We start from the raw sequence: 26,769 nt of genomic DNA, 5'->3' as shown, positions 1-26,769 counted from the left end.
GCGAAATTGTTGCGATACGGCAACAGTTTCGGGGGACCGCGACGACAGGAGCCGATTTGCCTAATCGATAGGCAATTGCTCGAATCTTCCTTTTGCGGTGCAGGGCGCTTTCGGCAACCTTGACCATACAAGAAACAAGGGGCTCGACCGATGTCTTCCAAACTGGTGCTGCGGGGATCCGTAGCGACGCTTGCACTGCTCGCCGCCGGTTCCGCTTTCGCGGCCGATCTGCCTTCCAAGGCCGCTGCACCGATCGTGGTCGAGGAGCATTGCAAGGCGGCGATCTCCACGCCGGCTTACGGCGCCACCATCAAGGCCCCGGCGACCTCGTCCTGCTGGGCCTCGCCCATCGGCGACCTCTACCTCGGCGGCGCCTTCTCGGCCTACGCCTACAGCTTCTCCAACCCGTTCAATGCGGCGGTGACCCCGATCAACACCGATCCGGACCAGAACTCGCGTCTCGACGTCAGCAACGCGCTGCTCTTCGTCCAGAAGGCGGACGGCCCGTTCCAGTTCTTCGTGGCGACCGGCCTCTACTCCATCCCGTCGCTCGGCCTGCCGGTCTACTACTCCTACGACCAGAACAGCCTCCTGTTCGGGCCGGTGCCGGTGGCTTTCGGCAAGTACCAGATCAACGAGGAATTCTCGGTCCAGGGCGGACGGATGTTCACGAACATCGGCTCCGAGGCGCCGTTTACGTTCCAAAACATCAACATCTCGCGCGGTCTGCTGTTCAACCAAGAAAACATCATCAACCAGGGCGTCCAGGTGAACTATGCGAGCGGACCGTGGGCGGCTTCGCTGGCGGTCACCGACGGCTTCTTCTCGGGTGAGCTGAACTGGATCACCGGTCTCGTCACCTACAAGATCGACGACTCGAACACGATCGGCATCAACGGCGGCACGAGCTTCAGCAAGTTCGACAGCCGCAACCGCGGTTCGCAGTTCCAGTTCGCGACCTTCAACACCTTCCAGAACAGCAGCATCGTCAGCGTCAACTACACCTACGCCAACGGTCCCTGGACCATCACGCCCTACGTCCAGTACACCGAAGTCGCTCCCGACCTGTCGCTCGGCATCGTCGGCGGCGCCTCGACCTTCGGCGGCGCGCTGCTCGCGGCCTACTCGTTCACCGACAACTTCTCGCTCGGCGGCCGCTTCGAGTACATCACGCAGGACGGCAACCGCTTCGGTCCGATCGCGACGACCAGCCTGCTCTACGGCCCGGGCAGCTCGGCGATCTCCTACACGATCACGCCGACCTTCACCTTCGACCGCTTCTTCATCCGCGGCGAGTACTCGCACGTGGATCTGCAGGACATCCAGCGCGGCAACCTGCTCGCCGGCACGCTCGGCACGGGCTTCGGCCGCACCGGCAACCGCACCACGCAGGATCGCTACATGATCGAGACCGGCATCACCTTCTGATCCACTCCGATCACGATCGACGAAAGGCCCCGGAGCGATCCGGGGCCTTTTTCGTTTCGCGCCCAGCCTGGATGGTGCGCCACGGCCTCCGACCGAGGCCGATCCGACACGAGAATCACGCGGCGTCGGCGGGTTTGTCCTTGGCGGCCTCGGGCTTCGGGCCGCCCTTGGAGACGCCGACGAGGGCCGGTCGCAGGGTGCGGTCGCCGAGGATGTAGCCGCTCTGGATCACTTGGACGACGGTCCCGTTGGGAACCTGGGTGTCCGGCACCTCGAACATCGCCTGATGGCGGTTGGGGTCGAAGCGCTGGCCCTTGGGCTCCACCACCTTCACGCCGTGACGCTCCAGGGTCTTGGCGAGGTCGCGCTCGGTCAGCTCGATCCCTTCGATCAGGCCCTTGAACGCTCCCTCGGCGGTCTCGCGGGCCTCGGCCGGCACGCTTTCGAGGGCGCGGCGGATGTTGTCGGCCGCGTTGAGGATGTCGCGGGCGAAGTTGGTGACGGCGTAGGTGCGGGCGTCGACGACCTCGCGCTCCGTGCGGCGGCGCAGGTTCTCCATCTCCGCGAGCGTACGCAGCAGGCGATCCTTCATCTCGTCGCGCTCGCGCAGAGCGGTCGCCAGCGTCTCGGCGTCGATCGCCGCCGGTATCGCTTCGGCCTCCGACGCCTCCGCTCCGTTGCGCCGATCCTCGTGCTCGTCGTGGTCTGCCATCATCGCCGTTCGTCAGTCGAAACAATCGTTCAGGAACGGCGCTGATATCAGGCGGGGCGCGCTCGAAATCAAGTTTTGCGCGAGCTGCCCACCCTCAAGCCTCACGCGGCGGCGGCGAGTCGACCAAGGCGTCGAGCCCCTCGGCCCGGAGCGCGGCGACGTCTCCGGCAAACACCTCCATGACAGCGACGCGGATCGCGGCGAGGCGGTCGGGCTGCATCACCCGGGTGCCGGTGAGGTCGACCACGTAGAACACGTCGACTGCCCGCTCGCCGAAGGTGGCGATATGGGCCGAGACGATGTTGAGGCCGAGCCGGTTGATCGCGGTGGTCAGCTCGTAGAGCAGGCCGGGCCGGTCGAGGCCGGTGATCTCGATCACGGTCTCGCGGCTCGACAGGGCGTTGTCGATCGAGAGGTCCGGCGGCACCAGGAAGGTCTTGGGCGACTCCTTCGGGTGCTTGTCGGCGACGAGCTCGGCGATCTTGATCTCGCCCTTGAGCGCCTTCTCGATGGCGGTGGCGATGCGCTTGGCGCGGCGCATCTCGTCCTCGTCGCGCTCGAAGGCGCGGGAGATGAAGATCGTGTCGAGGGCGAAGCCGTCGGTGGTGGTGAAGATCTGCGCGTCGACGATGTTGCCGCCGGCTGCCGCGCAGGCGCCGGTTATGATGGCGAGCAACCGCGGATGGTCCGGCGAGTAGACCGTCAGTTCGGTGACACCGCGAAACACGTCGGTCTCGTAGGCGGTGGCCGAGGTGCGGCCCTCGTCGGTCACGGCCTTCAGGAAGCCGGCATTCTTGAACTGCCGAGTGCCGTCGACCTTGAGCCAGTAGGCCTGGTTGTGCCGGGCCGCGTAGCCGTCGAAGTCTTCCGCGCTCCAGTCGGAGAGGCGCTCGCGGAGCGCCATCTGAATCAGCCTGACCCGATCGGTGCGGGCGAACTCGGAATGGCCGCCCGAGAGATAGACCTCGGTCTCCTCGTAGAGCGTACGCAGCAGCGTGCCCTTCCAGGCCGTCCAGGTGCCCGGACCCACCGCCTTGATGTCGGCGACGGTGAGGATGGTGAGGAGCTTCAGGCGCTCCAGGCTCTGCACGACGGCGGCGAATTTCTCGATGGTCTTCGGATCGGACAGGTCGCGGCTCTGCGCCACCATGGACATCAGCAGATGATGCTCAACGAGCCACGAGACGGTGCCTGTCTCGGCCTGGGTCAGGCCGAAGCGCGGGCCGAGCTTCTTCGCGATGGCGGCGCCGGCGATGGAGTGGTCTTCCGGTCGGCCCTTGGCGATGTCGTGCAGCAGCACGGCGACGAACAGCGCCCGGCGGTTCTGGATCGTGCCGATCAGCCGGGAGGCGAGGGGATGCTCCTCCTCCAGCCGCCCGCTATCGACCGCGGAGAGCACGCCGAGCGTGCGCAAGAGATGCTCGTCCACCGTGAAGTGGTGGTACATGTTGAACTGCATCATCGCGACGATGCGCCGGAAATCCGGGATGAAGCGGCCGAGCACGCCCGCCTCGTTCATCAGCCGCAGGATGGTCTCGGGGGCGTTCTTCGAGGTCAGGATGTCGAGAAACAGCCGGTTGGCTTCCGGGTCGGTCCGGACTGCCTGGCTGACGAGCCGCAGGGAGCGGTTGGCGAGCCGGGCCGCATCCGGGTGGATCGGCAGGTTGTGGCGGTCCGCGAGCCAGAACAGCCGGATCAGGTTGACCGGATCGCGCTCGAAGGTCGCCTCGTTGCGGGTGTTGACTCGTCCGTTGTCGATCCGGAAATCCTCGGCCTCGATCGTCGTGGCGCGGAAACGGTCGCGAAAGCGGCCGATCCAGCGGTCGAGCACCGGCGTGCGCTTGGCGTGGCGCGCCTCCAGCTCCGAGCAGACGATCGCGGTGAGGTCGCCGACCTCCTTGGCGACCAGGAAATACGCCTTCATGAAACGCTCGACGCCCGAGAGGCCGCCGCGCGCGCCGAAGCCGAACCGCTCGGCGATCTTGGGCTGAAGCCCGAAGGACAGGCGCTCCTCGGCGCGGCCGGTGGCGAAATGCATGTGGCAGCGCACCCGCCACAGGAACTCGTCGCAGCGCTCGAACAGCCTGTATTCCTCGGCCGTGAACAGGCCGGCATTCACCAGCTCGGCCTGATCGCGGACCCGGTAGGTGTATTTCGCGATCCAGAACAGCGTGTTGAGGTCACGCAGGCCGCCCTTGCCGTCCTTGACGTTCGGCTCGACGAGGTAGCGGGACGACCCGGCCTTGGCGACGCGGCCGTCGCGCTCGCGCAGCTTCGCGTCCACGAACTCGGCGGCGGTGCCCATGACGAGCTCGCCGTCGAAGCGCGTCACCAGCTGCTCGAACAGGGTGCGCGAGCCGAACAGGAAGCGCGCTTCGAGGAGCGCCGTGCGGATCGTCATGTCCGCGCGGCCCTCGCGCAGGCATTCCTCGACCGAGCGAGTGGCGTGGCCGACCTTCAGCTTGAGGTCCCACAGCACGTAGAGCATCGCCTCGACGACGCTCTCCGACCACGCCGTCTGCTTGTAGGGCAGCAGGAACAGCAGATCGATGTCCGAGCCCGGCGCCATCGTGCCCCGGCCGTAGCCGCCGGTGGCGACGATGGCGAGCTGCTCGCCGGTGGAGGGGTTGTCGTTCGGGTAAAGACGCCAGACCACGGCGTCGAAGATCGCCTTCACGACGTGGTCGGTCAGCCGCGAGATGCGCTGGGCGCAGGCGACGCCGTTGCGATCCTTGAGGAGCTGGCGCTCCGCGTCCTTGTGGCCGGCTTCGATGACCTTGCGCAGCTCGGGCACCAGGGCCGCGCGCAACCGGGTCGGCTCCCGCGCGTCCCGGTCTAACGATTCCAGGACTTTCTCGAGAGCGGGCGCGGCGTCGAACATGGCATTCCCGTTAGCATGTTACGGGCCGCGCGACAGCGGGCGCGCATGGTTGGAACATCGCACCTGCGGTTGCGTGAAGCGGGAGAGGATTGTTCTGTTCTTCGGATTTCCGTTTGACGCGATGAATGGGGTTGACCTAGCGCTTGCGCCTTCTCGGTCCCGAGATACCGCAACGATCGCCCCCCGGAGCCCGTCCATGCTCGACCGCCGCATCCTCCTCTCGGCTCTGGCCGGCGCCCTGGCGCTCGTCGGCATGCCGACGTCGCCCCGCGCGGCCGACGTCAAGGAGATCCGGCTCGATTGGGCGACCTACAACCCGGTGAGCCTCGTCCTGAAGGACAAGGGCTTTCTCGAAGAGGCGCTGAAGGCCCAGGGCATCAAGGTGCGCTGGGTGCAGTCTCTCGGCTCCAACAAGGCGCTGGAATTCCTCAACGGCGGCGCCATCGATTTCGGCTCGTCGGCCGGCGCGGCGGCGCTGCTCGCGCGCATCAACGGCAACCCGATCAAGGTGGTCTACGCCTATTCGCGGCCGGAATGGACCGCGCTCGTCACCCGCAAGGATGCCGGGATCGCCACCGTCGCCGACCTCAAGGGCAAGCGCATCGCGGTGACCCGCGGCACCGATCCGCACATCTTCCTGATCCGGGCGCTCCAAGGGGCGGGCCTGACGGAGAAGGACGCCAAGCTCGTCCTGCTGCAGCACGCGGACGGCCGCACGGCGCTGGACCGCGGCGACGTCGACGCCTGGGCCGGGCTCGATCCGATGATGGCCGCGGCCGAGATCGAGAACGACGACGTGCTGTTTCACCGTGAACCGGCCGCCAACACCTGGGGCGTCCTCGATGTCCGCGAAGACTTCGCCAAGGAGCATCCGGACCTCGTGAAGACCGTGATCGCGGCCTACGAGCAGGCGCGCGTCTTTTCCCTGGCCAACCCCGACGCCCTGAAGGCCGCCCTCGTCGCGGCGACGAAGCTGCCCGATCCGGTGATCGCCCGCCAACTGGAGCGCACCGATTTGGCCAAGCCCACCGTCGGCCCGGCCCAGGCCGACACGATCCGCGCGGCCGGGATAGCCTTGCAGCAGGCCGGCGTGATACCGGCGGCTACCGACGTCGCCGCCGCCGTGGACGGGCTGATCGACCCGCAGTTCAATCCGCCGCCGGCCCGCTGAGTCTTTTCGCTTTTGCAGGTCAGGGCCTTGGCTGCCGAGGGAACCATCTCCGTCGCTGTGCCCGAGCCGGCGATCGCCGCAACGCCGCGGGCGCCCCGCGCCAACGGCTCCGCCCTACGCTGGGGCTTGGGCCTCGCGGTGCCGGTGATCCTGGCGCTCGGCTGGGAACTCGCCGTTCGCTTCGGCTTCGCGCAGGGGCGGCTGATCCCGCCGCCGAGCCGTGTCGGTGCGACCCTCTGGCAACTCGCCGCCTCCGGCGATCTGCGGATGCATGTCGCTGCGACGCTGATCCGCGTCGGCCTCGGCTTCGCCTTCGGGGCGGGCGCCGGCATCCTCGCCGGCACGGCCACCGCGACGCTGCCGTGGCTGCGCTGGCTCATCGACCCGACCCTGCAGGCCCTGCGGGCCGTGCCGTCGCTGGCCTGGGTGCCGCTGTTCATCCTATGGTTCGGCATCCTGGAGACGCCGAAGGTGGCGCTGATCGCGGTCGGCGTATTCTTCCCGGTCTATGTCGGCGTCTCGGCGGCCATCGCCTCCGTCGACCGCAAGCTCGTCGAGGTCGGCCGCATCTTCCGGCTTTCGAAAACCGCGCTCGCCCGCCGTATCCTGCTGCCGGCCGTGCTGCCGGCGACGCTCACCGCGCTGCGCACCGGCCTCGGCCTCGGCTTCCTGTTCGTGGTCGCGGCCGAGCTGATGGGCGCTTCGGAGGGCCTCGGCTACCTGCTGGTCGACGGCCAGCAATTCGGAAAGCCCGACCAGATCCTCGCCGCGATCATCAGCTTCGCCATCGTCGGCAAGCTCGCCGATACCCTGCTCGTGGCGCTGACCAACCCGCTGGTGCGCTGGCAGGACACGGCGCGGGAGACGCTCTGAGGCATCCTTCGGCCACGACGGACCTGCCAACCCCAAGCCTCCTCATGCCGAGGTGCCGGCAGAGCGGCCTCGAAGCACGATTGACGGCTGCGCAAAGCCTCCGCTTCTGCAGCTATGCCAGTTGGCACACCGCTTTTGGCCGAGCGCTCACCCCTTCGCCCGCAACCTCACCCGCACTCGCCCATCTCCAAGTGGAAGCGGGCACGACCCCGGCACGACGCTGAGGATCGCCGAGTTCGGGCACAATGCCCGGCAGTTCAGCGCCGCGTCGATCTGGTTGCGGCCGCAGGCGTCGGCGAAGCAGAACTGGCCGAGGTCTTCGCAGGTGGCGAGGAAGCGGCCCGTCCGCACCGGCGCGCCGGAGAGGTCGGCGGCGGAGGCCGGGCCGAGCACGAGCGCGGCGAGCAGGAGGCCACGAAGGCTGGTGGTCAAGGCCCGATACCCCGGCGGACTGGATGTCGCTGCCTAGCACCGCACCGGCCCAGGCGGATATGCCCTGTGGGCGACACGGTCGCTGCGAATCCGCCGTTCCGGCGCGATGCCCTCCGCCCACATCGCGTGCTATCGAAACGCCGCCATGCTGAGCCTCGACGCCCTCTCCAAGACCTATGCCGACGGCACCCACGCCCTCGACCGCATCGATCTGCAGGTCGCCGGCGGCGAGATCGTCGCGCTGATCGGCGGCTCGGGCTGCGGCAAGACCACGTTGCTGCGCCTCATCGCCGGGCTCGACACGGCGAGCGCCGGCCGGATCAGCCTCGACGGCGAGGCCATCGCCGGCCCGCATCCCGGCGTCGGCTTGGTGTTTCAGGAGCCGCGCCTGCTGCCCTGGCTGACGGTGACCGACAATGTCGGCTTCGGCCTCGCCGACCGGCCGCGGCGGGAGCAGCGTGCGCGCGTCGCCCATGCCCTCGACCGCGTCGGCCTGTCCGAGCACGGACACCGCTGGCCGCGCGAACTCTCCGGCGGGCAGCAGCAGCGGGTTGCGATCGCCCGTGCCTTCGTCGCGAGCCCGCGCGTACTGCTCCTCGACGAGCCGTTCTCGGCCCTCGACGCCTTCACCCGCAAGGACCTGCACCGGCACCTGCTCGCCCTGTGGGAGGAGGTCCGCCCGACGGTGCTCATCGTCACCCACGACGTGGCCGAAGCCGTGGCGCTGGCCGACCGTGCGGTGGTGATGCGGCCCAAGCCCGGTCGCCTCGACGAGACCCTGGCGCTGCCCATGCCCCGCCCGCGCGACCCGACCTCGCCGGCAAGCGAGGCCGCGACCCGGGGCATCCTCGCCGCCCTCGACCGCTCGCTGCGTCCAGTCGAGACGCGGGCGAAGGTGGCCGAGGCCTTTGCCGGTGGGGGTTCGTTTTAGCGGAAAGCGCGTCGCGTGCGGGACGATCGTCCCGCCTGTCCCGGGCCGTCCCGGCGGCCAGCCGCTCGATTTGGAGAAGATTTCTTTTCGAGGAAGGATCCGGCGCACGATATGGCGCCGTTCCCGACTTTCTGCACCAACCGTCCGGGCCGCATCAGGGGGGCGGCCAAGCTCGTGAGGGCGAACTGGGGGAGCGATCCGGATCGGCTGCGGGACTTCGGACTCGGGTGAATGTCCATCTGACTTGGCTACAGCCATGCCGCACTGTCATTCCGGGTCCGCGCAGCGGAACCCGGGATGACGGTGTGGTTGTCACAAATCAGAGGGGTCACCGTATACGTTGCAAGTCGTTGACGCGGGTTCGGAGCCCTGGAGCCGGCCGCCATCCGATTGCCTCGGCCTCGATCCGGCACTAAGCCGCGCCGACGATGGAATGACGAGGACACGCCCGATGGACGCCACCGCCCTTCGCGAGATGCAGGCCCCGCTCAAGAACCGATACCGCGAGACGCCGGATTCGGCGGTCGTCACGCTCAAGGCCCGGGGCACCCTCGACGACACCTCCATCGCCTGCAAGGTCGAGACCGGCCGCGCCCTGGCGGTAGCCGGCCTGCATCCGGCGACCGGCGGCTCGGGCCTGGAGCTGTGCTCGGGCGACATGCTGCTCGAAGCCCTCGTCGCCTGCGCCGGCGTGACCGTGAAGGCGGTGGCGACGGCCCTCGAGATTCCGTTGCGCGCCGGCACGGTCAGCGCCGAGGGCGACCTCGACTTCCGCGGCACGCTCGGCGTCGACAAGGAGGCCCCGGTGGGCTTTCGCGCCATCCGCCTGAGCTTCGCACTCGACACCGACGCGCCGCAGGAGAAGCTCGACCAACTGCTCAAGCTGACCGAGCGCTACTGCGTGGTGTTTCAGACGCTGAACCACAAGCCGGAGCTGGCGGTCACGTCCTCGCGAGGCTGATCGCCGCATCCGTAAGTACGCGCGCCGCGAAGCCGTCCAGGGCCGGACCCGTGACCTCGGGGGAGGCGGCCCCGGACCGACAGTCAGCGCAACTGCACGCTGTCCACCACCTGCCGGAACAGCGACAACGTCTCGTCGCGCTGCTCGGCGCGGACCACGCCGAGCGAGCGCAGGTAGCCGTCGGGGTTGAAGCGGATGGTCTGGGTGATGACCACCGCCGTGCCGGTGGGCACGTCGTTGGCGCGGGCGACGATCTCGTGCCAGTCGATGCCGTTCTGGCGGTAGCTCTGCGAGCGCTCGACCATGAAATCCTTCAGGGTCTGGTTCGAGTAGAGCGCGGCGCGGGCGAAGGCTTCGCGCTGCTCGGCGGCCGGCGGTTGCTGCACGGCCTGGGCGAGCACCAGGATCGGCTGCTCGAAGTTCGCCGGCTGGTCGTTCGGGCCGCGGGTCAGCAGGATCGAGTTTCCGGCGAGCGCCCGGATCGGCCGGAATCCGGCGAGATCCGTGATGCGGAAGGGCAGGGCGTCGATCTGCTGCGCGACGGTGAGCGCCGGCCGCAGGGTCACGCCGAGCAGCATGCTCTTGATGGTCTCGTCGGTCTCGGCGCCGGGGGTGATCTGCGCGACGACGATGCCGGTGACGTCCGGGCCGTTCACCAGGAGGAGCCACTTCTTGATCGTCGGGCCGCCGGGGGCGATGGCCGGCGCCTCCGCCGACGGCGTGCCCGTCGCGTCGGGGGTCGGCGCGGCCGGCACCGATTGCCCGCCCGTGAACAGCAGGCCCTCGAGACCGCCGCTGACCTTCACCGCCTCGCGCGAATCCACCGCGAACCCCTGGCTCTTGAGGTTTTCGTCGGTGAAGCTCCTCTCGATCTCCGCATAGGCCCCGGCCGGCAGCTCGACCACCGAGACCATCGCGCCGCCCTCCAGACGCTCGAAGCCCATGAAGCGCTTCGAGGGCGCCATGTCCGAGGGCGGCTGGAAGCCGAAGCGCGAGCTCGGCGGAAACACCGTCGCATCGGCGCGGGCCGCCTCGGTCGCCAGGAACGGCACCGAGAGGGCGGCGACCAGAACACCGAGGGCGGCATAACGGCGGAGGGCAGGACGCAACGGCATCGGGTTGGTGTCTCCGGGAGGCCCGGTCGAACGGGCACTTCTTCGCGATGCGTCAGCCCGTCCTCGCTTCCTGTCAAGCGCTCGGCCCGACCTCCCATGCTCCGAGCCGAGGTAAAAGACCTGCAACTTGAACGGCGAAAGTTGCGGCTCGCGACAACCATGCCGTCATTCCGGAGCGGCGTCGGTGAACTCGGAAGGACGCGAGGGTGCAAGACGCCGCCCGGCGCACCCTTTCTCGCGGCGCTGCCAGGAGATCGATGAACCGGTGAACGCCTTCCTCGACCGTCCGATCGAGGGCGAGCGGCCCTATCTCGGGATCGACGCCACCGACGTGAAGACCCGAGAGGCCGGCCGCACCGTCTCGGTCGCGGTGATCGTCAATGCAGACCGGCGACGGGAGGTGCTCGGCAGGGATGCCGGGCCGTCCGAGGCCGAGACGTTCTGGACGGCCTTCCGCCGGAGGCTGGCGCGCCGCGGTCTGCGCGGGGTCAAGCTCGCCGTCTCGGACGCGCATGCGGGCATCACGCATGGCTCCTCGGGCAACGGTCGGGGTCCCGCCTCAGAAATCGACGGAGGCCGAGAGCAGTACGGTGCGCGGCGCACCCTGGCTCAGGATGCCGCGGCCGGTGGAAGCCCAGTAGTTGTTGCCCGTCACGTTCACGACGGTCGCCCGCAACGTCACCGGCCGGGTGTCGTAGACGGTGGTGTAGCGCAGGCCGACGTCGAGCGTCGCCCAGTCGGGAATCTTCTGGGTGTTGCCGAGGTCGTAGTATTGCGACGCCGTGTAGATGACGCGGCCGGTCGCGGTCAGTCCGGGCGCGAGCCAGGACGGCAGGTCGTACTCGCCGTAGAGGTTGATCTGCGCGTCCGGCACGCCGATGGCGGTCTTGCCGGCGAAGGCGGCGGTCGAGCTGCGGACCTGCACGCCGTCGAGGAGCGTGAAGCCGCCGATGAGCCGCACGCCGGGCATCGGCTCGCCGAACACCGTGAACTCGACGCCGTCGTTGCGCTGCTTGCCGCCCGCGAAGAAGACGTTGCTGGTCGGATCGAGGAAGCCGAAGGGCTGCTCGATGGTGAAGGCGGCAAAGCCGAGGCCCACGTTGCCGAAATCGTACTTGGCGCCGACCTCGGTCTGGCGCGAGACGAAGGCGGGGAACGCATCCGTCGCGTTCCGCGCGGTCACCGGCGCCACCGGCGAGGTCAGGCCCTCGATGTAGTTGGCGTAGAGCGAGAGCCGCTCGAAGGGCTTCACCACGAGGCCGATGCCCGGTGAGAAGGCGCCGGCGTCGCTGCCGCCGGTCTTGAACCCGGTCGTGGGGCTGAACGAGCGCACGTCGAGGCTCTGCCAGCGGCCGCCGATGGTCAGCAGCACGTGGTCGTCGAGGAACGACATCGTGTCGGCGATGGCGATCGAGCGGTTGATGCGCGTGCTCGTGGTCGGCGTGCGCTGGGAGATGCCGATCGCCGAGCGCTCGGGTACATAGGTCGGTGCGTAGAGATTCGAGACGATGGTCGCGCCGACGGGGATGCCCGGCTGCTGTCCGTTCGCCTGCCAGAATCCGACGGCGGCGAGGCCGAAACTGTGCTTGATGAAGCCGGTCTCGGCGGTGCCGCGCAGGCCAGCTTCGGCCGTCTCGTTGTTGATCTCGAACGGGATGAACTGGATCGGGTCGCGATAGTCGCCGCGCGTGTTGAAGATCGTCAGCACGCCGCCGAAATACTGCTGGAAGAACTGGCTACGGCCGTAGGCGCCGTAGATCGTGAGATCCGGCGTGAGATCGTACTCGATCCGCGTCGCGACCGACTTGTTGTCGCTGGTGCGGTACTCCCAGGGCTGATGCTGGTTCAGCGTCAAATCGGGCGCGCGGGGGATGCGCACGCCGGCGGCCACCGAGCGGTTGCGCAGGGGCGAGTCGAAGTCGAGCTGCTGGTAGCCGAGGTCGACGCTCGCCCGGAACCGCTCCCCGCGATAGTCGAGCGCCAAGGCCGCGACGCCGAAGTCGATGCTCTGGTTGTCGATCGGGGTCTGGCCCTTGTTGATCGCCCCGTTGAAGCGGATGCCCCACTCCTTGCCCTCGCCGAAGCGCCGGCTGACGTCGACGGCCGAGTAGATCGTCGCGTTGGAGGAATAGCCGACCGTGACGCGATTCAAGGGCTCGTCCAGGGCCCGCTTCGGGATCAGATTGATCGTGCCGCCGATATTGCCGAAGGGCGGCACGCCCGAGAGCAGGGTCGAGGGCCCGTGCAGCACCTCGATCCGCTCGATCGGCTCGATCGCCGGGTTGAAGGAATCGGCGACGCCGTAGAGCCCGTTGAAGGCGATGTCCTGTGCGAAATAGGGGAAGCCGCGGATGAAGAATCCGAGAATCCCCGAAAAGGCCGGCACGTTGGTGCGGATCGAGGGATCGTTGTCGACCACGTCCTGAACGGTGCGCGCCTGCTGGTCGCGGATCACCTTCTCGGTGAAACTGGTGGAGCTGAAGGGCTGATCGAAGACGTTGCGGTTGCCGAGCAGCCCGAGGCGCGAGCCGGACCCGACCTGCCCGCCGGAATAGGGCGCCGGCGGCGGCCCGACGACGCCGGTGGTGGGGGTCGGGATCGACGTCGTCGGTGCCGGTGTGGGGGCGGCAACCGGCGGTGCTTCCGGACGTGGGCCGGTTCCGCCGCCGCCACCTTCGACGCTGATCTCGTCAAGCCGCGTGGCGTTCTGGGCTGACACGGCCGACGCGTCGAACAACAGCAGGGTCGACAGCAAGACGACCTGACTGTTGCGAGAACCACTGCGAGCGTCGCGCGATTGCTTCACAGCACCAGAGATGCATAGACCGCGTGTTCGCCGATCCTTCATAGTCAGCAGCCCACTTCTTGCACGCAACCTAAGATGACGCTGTATTGAGCGCAGTAATATACTGCGCGCCCAACACGCTGACGAGGCATCTACTGGGCCGATCAACAGGGGTGCAAGCCTCGGGGAGAGCGATCCAGACGGTTTGCGTCGTCCGTGACTGGAGAGACACAGGATTGTTCTGGTCTAATTCTAAACTTTGATTCTTTGTATAGAATGCAACCTTCCCGACGGCTGCCGTTTTTGCCCGAGGTGGCGTTGTTTCGATCACCGCCGGCCGCGCAGCGCCGGCACCGGTCTCGCCGCGATCCCGACTAAGTTTCAGAATGCGAACGATATTTTCGTTCGAATTGGAATAGATCTACAGTAAACTCTAAGATGCAGATCGACAATTTCTGCGTTTTGCTTGATTTACGATCGCAGCTGATTATGTCTGTGCCAAGCTGAGGTCGATGGCGATCTTGGCTCTTGCGTCAAGTGAGCTGGCGTATTGCCGCTTAAATTTTGAATTATCTTCAATCCGGGATCAGCCATGACGACGATCTCTCAAACGCCGGTGGGCAAGACGCCGCTGGTCGCGCTCGATCGGATGTTTCCGCCCGTTGCGGTCCCGGTCTTCGCCAAGCTCGAAATGCTGAATGTCGGCGGCAGCGTGAAGGACCGTACGGCGCATTATATGGTCGACCAAGCCATCGCGGCGGGCCGCATCACCACCGGCAGCCATCTCGTCGAGAGTTCGTCCGGCAATCTCGCCATCGCCCTGGCGATGATCGCCCGCCAGCGCGGCCTCGCCTTCACGGCGGTCGTCGACCCGAACATCGCCGCGGCCAATCTGCGGCTGATCGAGGCCTATGGCGGGCGGATCGATATGGTCGAGGAGAAGGACGAGGAAGGCGGCTACCTCCACACCCGGGTGCGCCGCGTCCAACATCTCGCCGCCAAGATCCCCGGCGCCGTCTGGCTCAACCAATACGCCAACCCCGACAACTGGCGGGCCCATTACAACGGGATCGGTGCCGAGATCGTGCGCGAGATGCCGGTCGAGCCGACCCACGTGGTCGCCGCGGTCTCGACCTGCGGCACGCTGATGGGCCTCGCCCGGCGCCTGCGCGAGCGCTGGCCGCGGATCGAAGTCGTCGCCGTCGACATGGAGGGCTCGGTGATCTTCGGCGCGCCCGGCGGCCGCCGCGACATCCCCGGGATCGGGGCGAGCCGCGTGCCGGAACAGCTCGAGGAATCCGAGGTCGATGCGGTCATCTACGCCACCGACTGGGAGGCGGCGCTCGGCTGCCGCCGTCTCGTCGACACGCAGGGCATCCTGGCCGGCGGCTCCTCGGGCGCGGTGATCGCCGCGATCACGAAGCTGGTCCCCGAGCTGCCGCGCGGCTCGCGCATCGTCACGCTGCTGCCCGACCGCGGCGAACGCTACCTCGACACCGTCCACGACCGGTCCTGGCCGGACGAGGAGCGCCGGCTGACCCGCTCCTTCGCGGATTCCCACCACCGGGTCGGCTGCGGCCGACACGACGCCGCGCGATCCGCCGCAGCCTGATCCGAACGCCGGTCGCAGGCCCGCCTACCGGCCCGGCCGGGGGGCGCCGTCCTGCGCGCCGATCCATCGCACCGCCAGGTCCAGAAGGCCGACGCCATGACCGCACCGACGCTCCGCTACCTGTCACGCTCAGACATCGCCGCCCTCGGCGGCGACCATTCCGATCTCTACATGGCAGCGATCGAGCACGGCCTGCGCCTGCACGCGGCCGGAGAGTTCGTACAGCCGCTGAAGCCCTATCTGCGCAATCCGCGCGGCTGCCACATCGCCGACCGCATCATCGCCATGCCGGCCTGGATCGGCGGCGACCATCCGATTTCCGGCCTGAAATGGATCGGCTCCAAGCACGACAACCCGTCTGCGCGCGGCCTGGAGCGGGCGAGCGCCGTGATGGTGCTGAACGACGCCGAGACGAATTTTCCGGTGGCGATCATGGAGGCGGGCCTGATCAGCGCCATGCGGACCGCCGCCGTCACCGGCGTTGCCGTGCGCCATCTCGCGAAGTCCGGCTTCACTGATGCTTCCATCGTCGGCTGCGGGCCGATCGGCGAGCGTCAGGCCAGGATGCTGGCCGAGCAGTTTCCGACGCTGGAAACCCTGCGCCTGTTCGACCTGCGCCGCGAAGCGGCCGAGGATCTCTCGTCCCGCCTGCGCGACCGGTTCCCGCGCCTGCGCATCGCGATCGCGGAGACCGCCGAAGCGGCCGTGCGCGACGCATCGGTGGTCGTCACCTGCACCGTCACCGACACGCCCTACCTGCCGTTCTCCTGGCTCTCGCGCGGAACATTTTTGGCCAACGTCTCGATCATGGATGTCGAGAGCGAGGTGTTTCTCAAGTCCGACAAGGTCGTCGTCGACGACTGGGACCAGTCGAACCGCGAGAAGAAGGTGATCAACCTGCTCGTCGAGTCCGGCCAGTTCTCCCGCGAGACCTTGCATGCGGAACTCGGCGAGATCGTCGTCGGCAGGAAACCCGGCCGCGAGAGCGACGACGAGATCATCCTCCTGAACCCGATGGGCATGGCGATCGACGACGTCGCCTGCGCCGCCGCCATCCTGCGCCTTGCCGAGGCGAAGGGCGCCGGCACGCTACTGCCGCTGTACTGACGGGCGGCACGTCGTGACCGACGCCATGACCGGCCGCATCGGGCCAGAGCTCCTGGCCGAGCTGTTCGACGCGCTCTGGATCGAGGATGTGGCGGGCTTTCGCAGCCGCGCCGTCCTCGGGGCGGACTTCGCCGACGGCAGCCGCGACTATGCCCTGGCGCTCGGCGCGGCCCATCTGCGCGCGACGGTGCGGCCGGACGGCTGGAGACGCGGCGTCCGCCTCGCCGGACCAGTGCGCTACGAGAGCGCCACGACCGAGGACCCGCTCGACGCGCCGGGCCTGCTCGCCGGCGTCCTCGCGGCGGTACCGGACCTCGCGCCCGCAACCGCCGCGGCCACGATCGCGCGGCTGCAAGGCATCGTCGCCGAGGCCGATCTCTGGGAGACGGCTGCCCCGGATCTGGAGGCCGATGCCCGCGATGGCCCGCCGCTGGCCTTCGAGCGGCTCGCCGCCTGGCGGGACCGTCCGTTCCACCCGCTTGCGCGCGCACGGCACGGCCTGAGCCGGGAGGACATGCTGGCCTACGGCGCGGAAGCCGGTCGCTATTTCCCGCTCGCCTGGTGCGCGCTGGTGCGAGAGCGATGCGAGCCATCGCCCGCGGCCGATCCCGGCGGACCGGCCGCGGTGCTGCTCGACGCGCCCCAACGGGTCCTCCTCGACGCCGAACTCGCCGCGCGAGGGCTGACGGGCTCGCACGTCGCTACCCCGCTGCATCCCTGGCAGGCCGCGCACGCGCTGGCCGAGCCGTTCGCCGACGAGACGCGCTCCGGCCGTCTCGTCCCGCTCGACTTCCAGGGATCGCTGTGCGCGGCGACCTCGTCGCTGCGGACGGTGGCGCTGCCGTCGCGGCCGGGGCTCCATCTCAAGCTGCCTCTCGATGTGCAGACGCTCGGCGTGCGCCGCCTGCTGCCGCCGCAATCCCTCCAGAACGGCCTGCATGGCGAGGCGCTGGTGCGAGCGGGGCTCGCCCGCGACCCCTGGCTCGCTCACCACGTCCGGGCCGCAGACGAGACGGCGTTCTGGCACTTTTCGGAAGCCGACGGCGACGTCTACGCCGAGCGTGGCGCCCTGCTCGGCTGCCAGATCCGCCGCCTGCCCGAGGCGGCCGGCATGCCCGTGCCGCTCGCGAGCTTCGCCGTCGCGCCCCTCGGCGGCCTACCGCCCGCCGTCCGCGCCGTGGCGGGAGACCATCCGGACCTGGCCGGGTTGTTTGCCGGGATCGCCGATCTCGTCCTCGGCACGGCCCTGCGCTGCATCGCCCTCGGCTTCGTGCCCGAACTTCACGGCCAGAACGCGCTGCTGCTCTGCTCGGACGGCGCGCCGCGCCGCCTCGTCCTGCGCGACCACGACACCGTGCGCACCGCGCCGGCCTGGCTCGCCGAGAGCGGCCTGACCGTGCCGCCCTATCTCGTCACCGATCCGCTGCGGAACTCGCTGCTGCTGCGCCGGCCGGAAGACCTCCTGGCCTACGCGCAGACGCTCGCGGTCGACGTCGCCCTCCGCGCGATCGCGGAGGCCTTCGCCGCCGCCGATCCCGGCTTTAGCCTCTCCATCGCGCGAAACAGTCTCGTCGCCACCTGCGAGCGCGTGCTCGCCGAGACGCAGATGCCGGCCGAACGCCGGTCCTTCATCACGAAAAACCTGCTCGACAGCGAGGCGGCACCGTTCAAGCAGGTGCTTATCCCGCTCTTCACGCTCGAGACGGCGAACACCTCGATGCCGAGCCGGCTCGGCTCCGCGCCGAACCCCCTGTTTCGGGACGCCCTGCGATGACCGGCCTGTCGCGGACCCCGACGGCAGACCCGTGCGCCGGGGCGGGGCATCCGCGTGCCCTCCTCGCGCTTGTCGCCCTGCAGACCCTGGTGACGGCCGCTCCCCTGGCGCTGCTGCCCTTCCTCGGCTTGCAGGTCGCCGTGATGAGCGACGCGCCGGCCTCGTGGACGGCCCTGGCGCTGGCGGCGCCAGCCGTCACGACGCTGGCGCTCACGCCGGCCTGGCCGTGGCTCGCGGCCAGGGTCTCGCTGCCCGGCCTGATCCTCTGGACCGGCCTGCTCACTGCCTTGAGCTGCGCGATGATCGCCTCCGCCGCGCACCCTGCCGCCCTGGTCATCGGCCGCTTCGTCCAGGGCGCGGCCGGCGGCGGCGTCGTGCTGGCCTTGGGCTTCCGGGAGGCGTGCCTCGGCCCGGCCCGGGGCTACACGCTGATGCAGCAGGCCGTCTCGGCCGGCTGCCTGATCGGGCCGCTCGTCGGCGGTCTCGCCTTCGAGCATGGCCGGTTCGCGGCGCTGATGCTCGCCTGCGGCGGGTTCATTCTAGTGGCGAGCCTCCTCGCCGCCGGCCTCTGCCGTGGCATTGCGCTCCAGGCCCCGGACGGCACGGTCGGTGAGGGGATCACCGGCTGGCCGGTGCTCGGGGCCGGCCTGCTCGGCAGCGCGGGCGCCTTCGCCTTCGTCGCTTTCTTCCCGACCTGGGCGAACGCGGAGGACCCGGCCACCTTCACGCCCGGGCTGATCGGCTTGCTGCACTCCGCGAGCTGGCTCGTGGCGCTGCTGGTGCTGCCGGCCTGGGGACGCGGGATCGGCGCGCTCTCGCCGCTCACCGCGCTCGCCCTGTCGCTGGCCGGCTGCGCGGCCGCCTTCGCGGCGGTCCCGCTCGGCCTCGGTCTCGTCGGGATCGCCGCGCTGCGGCTGCTGCAGGGCGCCCTCTTTGCCGGCCAGTCGCCGGCCCTGTTCGCCGCGGCCGAACAGGCCGGCGCGAACCGCGTCGCCGCGGTGGCGCATGTCCGGGCGAGCCTGACCCTCGGCCAGCTCGCCGGACCCTTCGCGGCCGGTCTCGTCCTGGTGCCGTTCGGCCCGGCCGGGGCGATCTGGGCCGCGGCCGGCCTGTCGCTGGCCGGCGCCGTCTGGCTCGCCATCGCCCGCCATCCCCTAAACCAGACCCGGAGCCGCGCCGCATGACCCGCGCCCTCGCCACCTCCGACCGTCTCGACCCGGTCGCCGCCATCCACAGGACCCACGCCGTCGAGCGTCTGCTCAATACCTGGTTGCGCGAGAGCCCAGGCACTGTCAGGCCGCAGGCGGGCGAGACCTGCGCGATCCCCCTCGGCGCCGACACCCTGCTCGCACCCTGCCTGCGGCATTCGCCGGGCGGATTTCACGAATGGGGGCAGCCCCTCCGGCTCCGCCGGCCGGACGGCCGCACCCTGCCGTGCGACGATCCGGGTGATCTGGCCCGGCGTATGGTCGATGCGCTCGCGACCGATCCGAGCCCGATCCGCGAGACGGTGAAGCGGCGCATGCTCGACAGCCTCGACCGCTCGGCCGATCACATCCGCGCCTGTGCCGCTCGGCCCGCCGACCTCTCGCCGATCGGGCTGGAGCAGAGCCTCTGGCACGGTCACCCGTTTCACCCCATGGCGAAAAGCGTCGACGGCTTCTCGGAGGCGGACACGGCGGCCTACGGCCCGGAGCGCGGCGCCGCCTTCCGGCTGCGCTGGATCCTGGCCGATCGCGACTGCGTCGGCGGCCTGTGGCGCGATCCGGGCGCCGAGGCAGCGACCCACGCTGCGCTGGTCGCCCTGTCCGGCCTCTCGCCGGAGACGATCGGCGAACGCGTCGTCCTGCCGAGCCATCCCTGGCAGGCCGCGCGCCTGGAGGCCGACCCGGCCTTCACGACGCTCGTCGCCGAGGGCCGGCTCGTGCTGACGGGACCGAGCGGCGAGACCGTGCGGCCGACTTCCTCCGTCCGCACGGTGTTCGCGCCGGAGAGCAACCTGTTTCTCAAGCTGCCGATCGCGGCCCGGATCACCAACTTCGCCCGCACCAACAGCCGCGAGCATCTCGCCCGCAGCATCGCCGCCGCCCGCGCCTTCGCGGCCGTGCCCGAAGCCGTCGCCGCGGCGGGGCTCGACGTGTTGAGCGAGCGCGGTGCGCTATTCGTCGACCATCCGCAACTCGACGCCGTCACCGGCGTTCTGGTGCGCGAGGGACCGTCCCGCGAAGCCTTCGTCGTCGCCGGCCTGCTGGAACCCTTGCCCCGCGACGGCCGGCCGATCCTGGCCGATCTCGGCTGTGCGCTCCATGCCGAGGGGGCAGCGGCCTGGATCCGGGCCTATGGGCGGGCCGTCCTGCTGCCGGCCCTGCGCCTGTTCGCGACGACCGGGATCAGCCTGGAGGCGCACGCGCAGAACAGCCTGCTCGCCTTCGACGCAATCGCGGACGGCCGTCTGCCCGACCGCCTCGTGCTGCGCGATCTCGAGGGCATCAGCATCGACGGCCGACGCTTTGCGGCGGTGGCGCCCGGCCTCGAACTCGATCCGGCGGTCTATTATTCGGCCGACGAGGCTTGGCACCGGCTTCTCTATTACCTCGTCGTCAACCAAGCCTCGCATGTCGTCGCGATCGTCGCGCGGGCGGCCGATCGCGACGAGGCCGGTCTCTGGCAGGTGCTGTCGCAAACCCTCGCCGAGGCAGACGAGGGCCCCGCGACGGCCGCCCTGGTCGCGCGCCTGCTCGACGCCGAGACGCTGCCCGCCAAGGGCAATCTCGCGAGCTGCCTCGCCGGACGCGGTGAACGGCCGGATTATGTGCGGCTGGCCAACCCGCTACGCATTCCGAATGCGGACAGCCGCTCGGATATCGCGGCGGACGCCACGCTGCAGGCCTGGAACGAGGCCGGTCAGCGCGTCGCCGTCCAACTGCTCGGAGCGCTGCTGCACGAGGAACTGCTTCCCGCCTCCGTACTGACGCTCCGAGAGGCCGACAACGGCCTAAGCATCGTCATCACCACCGCGAACGGGGCCCGAACCTACACGGCCCGCGCCCGCCGGATGTGGGCTTATGGCCGCGTGCTGGTCGAGGCCGGCAGCCTCACCACGGCGGGAGCGGCGGTCGGCGATGCCTCCACCTTCCTTGCCGATCTTCTGCCGCACCTGCCCGGCACGGCAGACGACCACACACGTTTCGCGGAGGAACTCGCCCGCACCCAGGACAACCACGCCCGCGCCCTCGCACACGGTGCCGGCAAGCGCCTCCGATCGCTCGACTACGACTCGCTGGAGGGCGCCCTGCCCGACGGGCATCGCTACCACCCCTGCTTCAAGTCCCGCATCGGCTTCTCGCCCGCCGACAACGCCGCCTACGGTCCCGAATTCGGGGCCGATATCCGTCCCGTCTGGATCGCCGCCCACCGTTCGATCGCGGCCGGCGGCGCGATCGGCGTCGCGAACGGTCAGGACGACGGCCTGCTGTCCCAAACCCTCGACCCAAAGACCCGGTCGGCGTTCGAGGCCCGCATAACGGTGCGCGGCGGAGCCTCCGAAGACTTCGTTCTGCTGCCGGTCCATCCCTGGCAGTGGGAGCGTCTCGCCGACGGCGCGAGCGCCGCGGCGCGGCATGGGGGCCGATTGATCGTTCTCGGCGAGGGACCGCATGCTTACCGCGCCCAGCAATCGATCCGCACCCTCGGCGACAGCACGGATCCGTCCGCGCCGTCGCTGAAGCTCTCTCTCTCGATCCGCAACACGTCCACGGCCCGCACGCTGGCGCCGCATACGGTGCTGAACGCGCCGATCGTCAGCGAATGGCTCGGCGAGGTCGCCCGCGACGATGCGTTCCTGCGCATGTCGGGCACCGTCCTGCTCGCCGAGCGCATGGGCGCGGCGGTGACGCTCGCGCCGTCCTGGGACCGGGCCGGATCGCTCCGCGGCGCGCTCTCGGCGATCTGGCGCGACCCGGTCGGCCCGCATCTCCAGGGCGAAGCCGCCGTGCCGTTCACGGCGCTGACCCATCGCGACGGCGATGCGCCGTTCATCGCGGACTGGATCGCCCGGCACGGCGTCGAGCCGTGGCTCGACAGGCTGCTCACCGTGGCGATGCTGCCGGTGGTGCACCTGCTGGTCGCGAAGGGCATCGCGCTGGAGAGCCACCAGCAGAACATGGTGCTGTTCCACCGCGACGGCTGGCCGACCCGCGTGGCGCTGAAGGACTTTCACGACGGCGTCCGCTTCGTGCCGGACCTGCTGAAATGCCGACGGCCGGACCTCGTCCCGACGCCGGCCGAGCATGCCCGCGTCAACGCCAATTCCTATGTCGAGGCCCGCGATGTCGAGGATGTGCGCGACTTCATGGTCGACGCTCTCTTCGGCGTGAACCTGGCCGAGCTCGGCTGGTGCCTCGATCTCTGGTTCGGGTTTCCGGAGGCGCGGTTCTGGGAGCGGGTCGTCGCCGTGTTGGCCGATCATTGCGCCGCCCATCCCGCTTCACGCGAGGGGGCTTTGCGCTATCGGCTCGCGGCCGAGACCGTGGTGATGGAGGACCTTGCCCGCCGCCGTCTCGACCCGGCCGGCGCCCGCGGCCGAAGAGTCGCCAATCCACTCGCGGCGCCGGGACACAGGCTGTGAGCGCGCGCCTTCGCCTCAAGACCCTCTTGGATCGAGGCCGTCCGGCCGGCGGCCTGTTCGTGTCGATTCCCGCCTCCGAGATCGTCGAGATCGCGGCCGTGGCCGGCTTCGACTTCGTGCTGATCGACCTGGAGCACACCCTGATCGACGGCGGCGCCCTCGAACGGCTCCTCGCTGCCGCCGACCGGGCCGGCGTGAGCGCCCTCGTTCGCGTGCCGAACGCCGCCTCCGAGCGCATCCTGCAGAGCCTGGATGCCGGAGCCGCCGGGATCGTGGTGCCACGGGTCGAGTCGCCCGAGCAGGCCGAGGAGACGGTGCGGAACGCGCGCTACGCGCCGCGCGGCATCCGGGGGCTCAATGCCGGACGCCTCGGCCGCTTCGGCGACTGCGACCTCCCGGACCTCGTCGCCCGGCTCGATCGCGAGACCCTGGTGATCGCGATGATCGAAACGCCGGCCGGCCTCGATGCCGCCGAGCGGATCGCCCGGCTCGACGGCATCGACGGGCTGCTCTTCGGCGCCGCCGACTACTCACAGGCGATCGGCCTGCCCTGGCAGACCGGCGCCGAAGCCGTGACCGCTGCGGGAACCGCGCTCGCCCGGATCTGCCGGCAGGCCGGGATCCTCAACTTCGCCTTCGCCCGTTCGGAGGCCGACACCCCGAAAATACTGGACGAAGGCACCCTCGGGGTCATCGCCGCCAATGACCGCGGCCTGCTGCGCCGGGCGCTGACCGAGTCGGATCGCGGCTGGCGTGCCGCCTTCGGAGACCAGGCATGACGCTGTTTCGCCCCACCATCGAGCAGATCGCCGCCCTGACGCGGGATGACCGGCCGGTCTGCGCCTTCGTCTACGATCTCGATGCCCTGATGGATCACGCCCGGTCGCTCGTCTCGGCGCTGCCGCGCGGCGCCGAGTTCTTCTACGCCGTAAAGGCGAACAACGACCCCCGCGTGCTCAGGGCGCTCGCTCCCCATGTCGCCGGCTTCGAAGTCGCTTCCGCGGGCGAGATCAGGCGGGTTCGCGCTGCCGTAGGCCTGAGCGCACGGATCATCATGGGCGGCCCGGCCCGCACGGGATCGGACATCGCCACGCTGCTCGCGCACGGCGTCGAGCGGCTGCACCTGGAGAGCCTGCAGGCCATGCGGATCGCCAACGCCGTCGCCGAGGCGGCCGGCGCGATCCTGCCGGTGCTGCTGCGGGTCAACCTCGCCGGCCCGGTGCCCGGCGCGACCCTGACCATGGGCGGCGCGGCAACGCAGTTCGGCATCGAGGAGGCCGCGATCCCCGACGCCATCGCGGTACTACGCGACTGCCCGGCGCTGCGCTTCGAGGGGTTCCACTTCCACACCGTCTCGAACAACCGCGATGCTGCCGGCCACGCTGCGCTCTGCGCCGCGGAACTCGCCCTCGCCCGCCGCTGGGCGGAGGCCTACGGCCTCGATCTCCGGCTGGTCAATCTCGGCGGCGGATGGGGGGTCGACTACGCCGATCCGGACTGGCGCTTCGACGCGGACGCGTTCGCACGCCTGCTCGCGCCGCATCTCGATGCGCGCACCCGCGTCCAGTTCGAGTGCGGCCGCATCGTCGCCGCCTATCACGCGGCCTATGTCTGCGAGATCGTCGACCTCAAGCGTGCCCACGGCCGGGCCTTCGCGCTCCTGCGCGGCGGCACGCATCATTTCCGCCTGCCGAATTCCTGGGCGCATGATCACCCCTTCGCCATCCAACCGCGGGAGGCATGGCACAACGACTGGCCACGTCCGGAGATCGCCGGGGAGCCGCTGACGCTGGCCGGCGAACTCTGCACGCCCAAGGATATTCTGGCCCGCGACATCCCCGTGGAACGTGCCCGGATCGGCGACCGCGTCGTCTTCCTGATGGCCGGCGCCTATGGCTGGGACATCTCGCACCACGACTTCCTGTGCCACGCGCACCCGGAGCGCCTCTTCCTGGCCGACGGCGCCGTCGTCCCGGAGCAGTCGGCGTGAACGCGGACGAGATCCGCCTGATGTCCCCCCTGGACCTGCGGCCGACGGAGCAGATCATCCCGGGGCGGGTCCGCGACGTCATCGCGATGATCGTCACGCGACAGGCTTGGACGCAGCCGATCTGCCTCGAACGGACGACGTTCGCCATCCTCGACGGCCACCACCGCCACGCAGCCGCGATCCAGCTCGGCCTCGGCCGGGTGCCCGTTCGCATCCTGGCATACGATGACGTGGCTTTGACGTCATGGCGCGCCGAGATTCGCCCGACCCGAGAAGACGTTCTTCGTCGTGCGCGTGCCGGTGAACTCTACCCGCCGAAAACCACGCGTCATTTCTTCGAAGCGAAGGCATCAGAGACATTCTGCCTACAAGCTCTGCTTTGGTAGCAATGGTCAGATTCAAATCGATCTTGGATCTTAGCGATCGCTGCTCGCGCACGCGTCCCAAAGCGTGACGATGTCGGGGCGAGCGGATAGCACTATGCTGCGCGGTCTGTTCGTCGGACGACAACCTGATGCGCGCTCTACGACGTTACCATTCATTGGTTGTTCGGCTGGTCTACATCCGGGGAACCGTAAAACCCTTGTAGACATATTTCGAGGATCCATAGCCGCTGCAGATTCTTGCCGGCCGGCCTGATTCTACGTCCTGCGAGCCTCGGTACTTCGCGCTCTGCGTCGTTCCCAACTTTACAGAAATCGTAGTGCCACACTGGTTGTTGACGATGAGGCAGTTATCGTCTCGACCAGCTTCTTCCGATACGGTCACCCCGCCGTTGCACCCACGCGTGGCTTGTCGCCGTGGCTCCGGATCACGCGGCGCCGCGGTCAGGCGAATTGCCCTGTTGTTTCCCGGCCCTTGCAACACTTGGCCACCCGGCTGAAGCACGTAGTCCCATGCACCGCCGGCGTTCTGGTAGTGCGCCACGTTCCCGGTGCATGACCACGTGCCCTGACTGCAGAAGGCGTTGCCACTGCAGATCGCCTGTCCGTCGGCTGTCAGTGTCTCGGTATTGCTCGTGGTTGCGCCTTCGTGCCGCCAAGTGCCGATAAATTTCCGAGCGCAATCGCTGGATGGCGTCTCAGCATAGGCCGACCCAATAAAAAGCGGACCGGCGAACAGGGTGAGTAGCAGTTTCATCAAGATCCAAATCCTTGATTGAGTGCGGCCGTAGTTCTTCTCTGATGTGCCGACGCATGCATCGACAATTTCCATGAGCGCAAGTCGGCGTTGCCTGCGGTTGGCGTCTGGATTGCGAGCATGTGTAACGATGGTCGAGATCGATAGAAATTAGCTACTTCAAAGGAACAGTACGGACGGTACTCCACCACATGGAAAATGCTTGAGAAGACCGATACGTCATCACGATGCTGAGTTGCGTTGTGATTTGCTATGCCCATGTTTTATTTTGATGTGGATGGTGAGCATCCAGTCCACGATACGCAAGGCGTTGAATTGGCTTCTGCGCAAGACGCACGACATAGGGCACTCATGCTTGCGGTAACTTTCGTTCAAGAACTCGATGTTCTAGGCGAAGGCGGTGTTATAGCGATCCGTGTGAAGGACGAATACCAAGCCATCGTGAGCAATGTTCGGCTCGTATGCGAAGTCGATCAGGGACAGCCTGACGTTCGAATACCGACGCCTGGGAACGACCCTTGACTGACTGAGCGCCGTTCCCTGTCATGTTGGCTCGAAAGCATCGTATCCAGCGGCTGCGACATGGTTTCGGCGTTCGTCGGGTTTGAAAGTGGCGAAGGCGTTTGGGATGGCGGCCCAAAGGTCTGGGACGGTCCGTGCGGCGGCTGTCCGCAAGAGTGCCTTCAGTTCGGCGAAGGCCTGCTCGATCGGGTTGAGGTCCGGACTGTAGGCCGGGAGATAGAGCAGACGCGCACCGGCCGCTTCGATCGCTTCGCGCACGCCGGCTAGCCCACGCTGCTGCATCGGACCGGAGTAGAAACGTTTTCGAGATCGGGGAAAGACCGTCACGGCGCACTTGGCCCTGCCAAGATTGCCCACGCTTGCGGATGATTGCCATGGTTTCAGCCTCGATGCTTGTGACGGCAGCGTGACAGGCTGATCGACGGTGTGATTGGGCCGCTTGGATCAAAATGCCAAAATCATAACGAAAACGAGCCGTTATGATTGGCGCACCCGACACGATTCGAACGTGTGACCTTTGCCTTCGGAGGGCAACGCTCTATCCAGCTGAGCTACGGGTGCTGACCGTATGTGGTGAGTAGCCCAAGCCGTTGACGGGTGCAACGGGCGTCCACGCGCGCGAAGGGATGACGGCGAAGGCGCGAGGGGCAACGGTCACACGGTCGAACGTGTCGGCTGCGCAGCCATCTGTCATCGAACTCGGATCGA

20 protein-coding genes, 1 tRNA gene and 2 pseudogenes are annotated in these 26,769 nt (G+C 68.6%); 15 read left to right on the top strand and 8 right to left on the bottom strand.

Annotation, left to right across the window (positions count from 1 at the left end; translation table 11 throughout):
- Window positions 1-150: 150 nt before the first annotated feature.
- Window positions 151-1,428 (top strand): outer membrane beta-barrel protein, encoded by a 1,278-nt coding sequence (locus MHA02_RS08580; protein ID WP_174804656.1) that lies wholly within the window; start codon window positions 151-153, stop codon window positions 1,426-1,428.
- 115 nt (window positions 1,429-1,543) lie between these two features.
- On the opposite strand, the gene grpE is transcribed toward MHA02_RS08580, so the two are convergent.
- Window positions 1,544-2,143 (bottom strand): nucleotide exchange factor GrpE, encoded by a 600-nt coding sequence (gene grpE / locus MHA02_RS08575; RefSeq protein WP_147078227.1) that lies wholly within the window; start codon window positions 2,141-2,143, stop codon window positions 1,544-1,546.
- Between the two features lie 91 nt (window positions 2,144-2,234).
- A complete protein-coding gene (locus MHA02_RS08570) occupies window positions 2,235-5,021 on the bottom strand; it encodes a [protein-PII] uridylyltransferase (RefSeq protein ID WP_147078226.1) in 2,787 nt (928 codons plus the stop codon).
- A 196-nt stretch (window positions 5,022-5,217) separates the two neighbouring features.
- On the opposite strand from MHA02_RS08570, the gene MHA02_RS08565 reads away from it, so the two are divergent.
- Together MHA02_RS08565 and MHA02_RS08560 are read left to right on the top strand one after the other, a co-directional pair.
- Window positions 5,218-6,192, top strand: coding sequence for an aliphatic sulfonate ABC transporter substrate-binding protein (locus MHA02_RS08565; RefSeq protein WP_147078225.1), 975 nt, complete (start codon window positions 5,218-5,220; stop codon window positions 6,190-6,192).
- 57 nt (window positions 6,193-6,249) lie between these two features.
- Window positions 6,250-7,065 carry an ABC transporter permease gene (locus MHA02_RS08560; RefSeq protein WP_373318350.1) on the top strand — a complete coding sequence of 272 codons (816 nt, stop codon included), beginning with the start codon at window positions 6,250-6,252 and terminating at the stop codon, window positions 7,063-7,065.
- A gap of 147 nt (window positions 7,066-7,212) precedes the next feature.
- Here MHA02_RS08560 and MHA02_RS08555 read toward each other — a convergent pair whose 3' ends face one another.
- Complete coding sequence (locus MHA02_RS08555) at window positions 7,213-7,497, bottom strand: hypothetical protein (protein ID WP_147078224.1); 285 nt, start codon at window positions 7,495-7,497, stop codon at window positions 7,213-7,215.
- 145 nt (window positions 7,498-7,642) lie between these two features.
- Here MHA02_RS08555 and MHA02_RS08550 point away from each other — a divergent pair, with 145 nt between their 5' ends.
- On the top strand, window positions 7,643-8,428 hold the full coding sequence (locus tag MHA02_RS08550) for an ABC transporter ATP-binding protein (protein WP_147078223.1): 786 nt from the start codon (window positions 7,643-7,645) through the stop codon (window positions 8,426-8,428).
- A gap of 451 nt (window positions 8,429-8,879) precedes the next feature.
- Window positions 8,880-9,389: an OsmC family protein gene (locus tag MHA02_RS08545; RefSeq protein ID WP_147078222.1), complete on the top strand. Its 510-nt coding sequence runs from the start codon at window positions 8,880-8,882 to the stop codon at window positions 9,387-9,389.
- An 83-nt stretch (window positions 9,390-9,472) separates the two neighbouring features.
- On the opposite strand, the gene MHA02_RS08540 is transcribed toward MHA02_RS08545, so the two are convergent.
- Complete coding sequence (locus MHA02_RS08540) at window positions 9,473-10,504, bottom strand: hypothetical protein (RefSeq protein WP_147078221.1); 1,032 nt, start codon at window positions 10,502-10,504, stop codon at window positions 9,473-9,475.
- Window positions 10,505-10,739: 235 nt separating this feature from the next.
- Between MHA02_RS08540 and MHA02_RS08535 the strand changes: the two are divergent.
- Window positions 10,740-11,027: pseudogene (locus MHA02_RS08535) on the top strand (transposase); the annotation flags it as partial.
- A gap of 36 nt (window positions 11,028-11,063) precedes the next feature.
- On the opposite strand, the gene MHA02_RS08530 reads toward MHA02_RS08535, so the two are convergent.
- Window positions 11,064-13,259, bottom strand: a complete 2,196-nt coding sequence (locus MHA02_RS08530; protein WP_244612411.1) for a TonB-dependent receptor — start codon at window positions 13,257-13,259, stop codon at window positions 11,064-11,066.
- A 622-nt stretch (window positions 13,260-13,881) separates the two neighbouring features.
- Here MHA02_RS08530 and sbnA point away from each other — a divergent pair.
- From sbnA to MHA02_RS08490, 8 genes are all read left to right on the top strand, one after another.
- On the top strand, window positions 13,882-14,901 hold the full coding sequence (gene sbnA / locus MHA02_RS08525) for a 2,3-diaminopropionate biosynthesis protein SbnA (RefSeq protein WP_147078219.1): 1,020 nt from the start codon (window positions 13,882-13,884) through the stop codon (window positions 14,899-14,901).
- Window positions 14,902-14,997: 96 nt separating this feature from the next.
- Window positions 14,998-16,008: a 2,3-diaminopropionate biosynthesis protein SbnB gene (gene sbnB, locus MHA02_RS08520; RefSeq protein WP_147078218.1), complete on the top strand. Its 1,011-nt coding sequence runs from the start codon at window positions 14,998-15,000 to the stop codon at window positions 16,006-16,008.
- Between the two features lie 13 nt (window positions 16,009-16,021).
- On the top strand, window positions 16,022-17,782 hold the full coding sequence (locus MHA02_RS08515) for an IucA/IucC family protein (protein ID WP_147078217.1): 1,761 nt from the start codon (window positions 16,022-16,024) through the stop codon (window positions 17,780-17,782).
- A complete protein-coding gene (locus MHA02_RS08510) occupies window positions 17,779-18,966 on the top strand; it encodes an MFS transporter (protein ID WP_147078216.1) in 1,188 nt (395 codons plus the stop codon). Before MHA02_RS08515 ends, MHA02_RS08510 begins: the two co-directional genes overlap by 4 nt.
- Window positions 18,963-22,409 carry an IucA/IucC family protein gene (locus MHA02_RS08505; protein WP_147078215.1) on the top strand — a complete coding sequence of 1,149 codons (3,447 nt, stop codon included), beginning with the start codon at window positions 18,963-18,965 and terminating at the stop codon, window positions 22,407-22,409. The genes MHA02_RS08510 and MHA02_RS08505 overlap by 4 nt, the downstream gene beginning before the upstream one ends.
- Complete coding sequence (locus tag MHA02_RS08500; protein ID WP_147078214.1) at window positions 22,406-23,188, top strand: HpcH/HpaI aldolase family protein; 783 nt, start codon at window positions 22,406-22,408, stop codon at window positions 23,186-23,188. The genes MHA02_RS08505 and MHA02_RS08500 overlap by 4 nt, the downstream gene beginning before the upstream one ends.
- Window positions 23,185-24,399: a type III PLP-dependent enzyme gene (locus MHA02_RS08495; protein WP_147078213.1), complete on the top strand. Its 1,215-nt coding sequence runs from the start codon at window positions 23,185-23,187 to the stop codon at window positions 24,397-24,399. The genes MHA02_RS08500 and MHA02_RS08495 overlap by 4 nt, the downstream gene beginning before the upstream one ends.
- Window positions 24,396-24,785: a ParB N-terminal domain-containing protein gene (locus MHA02_RS08490; RefSeq protein WP_147078212.1), complete on the top strand. Its 390-nt coding sequence runs from the start codon at window positions 24,396-24,398 to the stop codon at window positions 24,783-24,785. The genes MHA02_RS08495 and MHA02_RS08490 overlap by 4 nt, the downstream gene beginning before the upstream one ends.
- 172 nt (window positions 24,786-24,957) lie before the next feature.
- Here MHA02_RS08490 and MHA02_RS08485 read toward each other — a convergent pair whose 3' ends face one another.
- Window positions 24,958-25,614 (bottom strand): hypothetical protein, encoded by a 657-nt coding sequence (locus MHA02_RS08485; protein WP_147078211.1) that lies wholly within the window; start codon window positions 25,612-25,614, stop codon window positions 24,958-24,960.
- Between the two features lie 177 nt (window positions 25,615-25,791).
- Between MHA02_RS08485 and MHA02_RS22965 the strand changes: the two genes are divergently transcribed.
- Complete coding sequence (locus MHA02_RS22965) at window positions 25,792-26,061, top strand: DUF6894 family protein (RefSeq protein WP_373866684.1); 270 nt, start codon at window positions 25,792-25,794, stop codon at window positions 26,059-26,061.
- Window positions 26,062-26,082: 21 nt separating this feature from the next.
- Here MHA02_RS22965 and MHA02_RS08480 read toward each other — a convergent pair.
- Together MHA02_RS08480 and MHA02_RS08475 are read right to left on the bottom strand one after the other, a co-directional pair.
- Window positions 26,083-26,328: pseudogene (locus MHA02_RS08480) on the bottom strand (transposase); the annotation flags it as partial.
- Window positions 26,329-26,545: 217 nt separating this feature from the next.
- Window positions 26,546-26,622: transfer RNA gene (locus tag MHA02_RS08475), tRNA-Arg, on the bottom strand.
- Window positions 26,623-26,769: the final 147 nt, after the last annotated feature.

Origin of the sequence: Methylobacterium haplocladii (assembly GCF_007992175.1) — a bacterium.
Taxonomy (GTDB): Bacteria; Pseudomonadota; Alphaproteobacteria; order Rhizobiales; family Beijerinckiaceae; genus Methylobacterium; species Methylobacterium haplocladii.
This window is presented reverse-complemented; position numbering and strand designations above follow the sequence as displayed.